Raw genomic sequence first — 1,139 nt, forward strand, 5'->3', positions numbered from 1 at the left:
CGTTGTTCATTTTCCATGTGTGCGCTCCTGTTGCTCACTACGCTGTAAACTTTCGTATGCAGATTTCAGTGCGCCGTTCTGGATTTCCCGCCATGTCAGGTTGTGCGCCAGACGGCGGAGTTCATCACGGGACGCTTTACTTATCGGATTCTTTTTACGGTTCACGACGGCCCCCGTCTTCAGTTCCCGGTGTTTTCAGACCGGCGTATATTTCTTCGCGAACGGAGCGGATATCCTTACCCAGCAGCTTCCACAGCCGCGCACATGCCGGTGATGAACGCAGGGCACGTTTCATGGGGGTATCCGGTGCATCCGGGTTCCAGGGCTTTCCGGTCTGTTGTTCATATGCACGGGCGATGGCGTTTTTCTCAATATCCGCGAGCACAAGACAGTACGCCAGCTGCCGCACGACGGCCCGTTCTCCGCGACTTAACGGCTTCAGTTTTCGGGCCATGCTCAGTCCCTCGCACGGGGTTTTTTAACGCCCGGAACGCTGGACAGGCCGTTTGCCACATCCTCACCGCTGCCGGTGATTTCAGCCACGTAACAGCCGCCCACATCAGACAGACGAACCAGCCCCTGCTCGCGCAGCCATGCAAGCTGGGTGCGCACCACATCACGGGATACCTTATGACCGTAGGCCTGAAGGCAGGTCTGCAACACGGATTCATTCGCGCTGTCGCCACAATCCAGCAGGGAACGCAGCAACACCAGACGACGGTCTTCAGTGAGGATCTCTTTCATCGCCATTAATTTTTTTCCTTTAACTCGTTCTCTAATAACAAATCGCTGATGCGGGATACCTGGCGGATGGATGGCCCCAGCTCTTTGATTTCTCCCCGCAGGTTGCTGATATCCAGTTGCAGGCGGTGGAACTCATCACGATCAGGTAGCTGATGTACCTGGCTTTCCATCACCGACACGCGGGAACGCAGCAAATCAAACTCTTCGCGTTTGACGTAGGTCTTTGCCAGAATCAACTGAAGCAGGTTTATTCCTGTCATCAGCAATGCCCACAGAATGGGCCAGTTGGCTCTGATCATTTCCCAGGACACGTTTTCCTCCTGCGTTCCCGCATCTGCTGACAGTCAATACAGGTCACCACATCCGGCAGCGCCGCAAGGCGCTGTGCCGGAATA

At 55.3% G+C, this 1,139-nt stretch carries 5 protein-coding genes; all 5 read right to left on the bottom strand.

The annotated features are described in order from the left end of the window. Positions 1-6 precede the first annotated feature (6 nt). From A9587_RS24830 to A9587_RS25595, 5 genes are read right to left on the bottom strand one after another with little or no spacing between them, the layout of a single operon-like run. The gene (locus tag A9587_RS24830; RefSeq protein ID WP_172819860.1) at positions 7-165 is read right to left on the bottom strand and encodes a hypothetical protein; all 159 of its coding nucleotides are present in this window, start codon (positions 163-165) and stop codon (positions 7-9) included. After that, positions 155-454, bottom strand: coding sequence for a hypothetical protein (locus A9587_RS24180; RefSeq protein ID WP_000101554.1), 300 nt, complete (start codon positions 452-454; stop codon positions 155-157). Before A9587_RS24180 ends, A9587_RS24830 begins: the two co-directional genes overlap by 11 nt. Before the next feature lie 2 nt (positions 455-456). Continuing rightward, positions 457-744, bottom strand: a complete 288-nt coding sequence (locus tag A9587_RS24185; RefSeq protein ID WP_024168521.1) for a VpaChn25_0724 family phage protein — start codon at positions 742-744, stop codon at positions 457-459. 5 nt (positions 745-749) lie between these two features. Next, the gene (locus A9587_RS24190) at positions 750-1,055 is read right to left on the bottom strand and encodes a DUF2730 family protein (protein WP_001372558.1); all 306 of its coding nucleotides are present in this window, start codon (positions 1,053-1,055) and stop codon (positions 750-752) included. Next, positions 1,040-1,138 (bottom strand): TraR/DksA C4-type zinc finger protein, encoded by a 99-nt coding sequence (locus tag A9587_RS25595; protein ID WP_336595942.1) that lies wholly within the window; start codon positions 1,136-1,138, stop codon positions 1,040-1,042. The genes A9587_RS24190 and A9587_RS25595 overlap by 16 nt, the downstream gene beginning before the upstream one ends. Position 1,139 lies beyond the last annotated feature (1 nt).

The sequence above is a fragment of the Escherichia sp. MOD1-EC6162 genome (assembly GCF_002965125.1).
GTDB lineage: Bacteria > Pseudomonadota > Gammaproteobacteria > Enterobacterales > Enterobacteriaceae > Escherichia > Escherichia marmotae.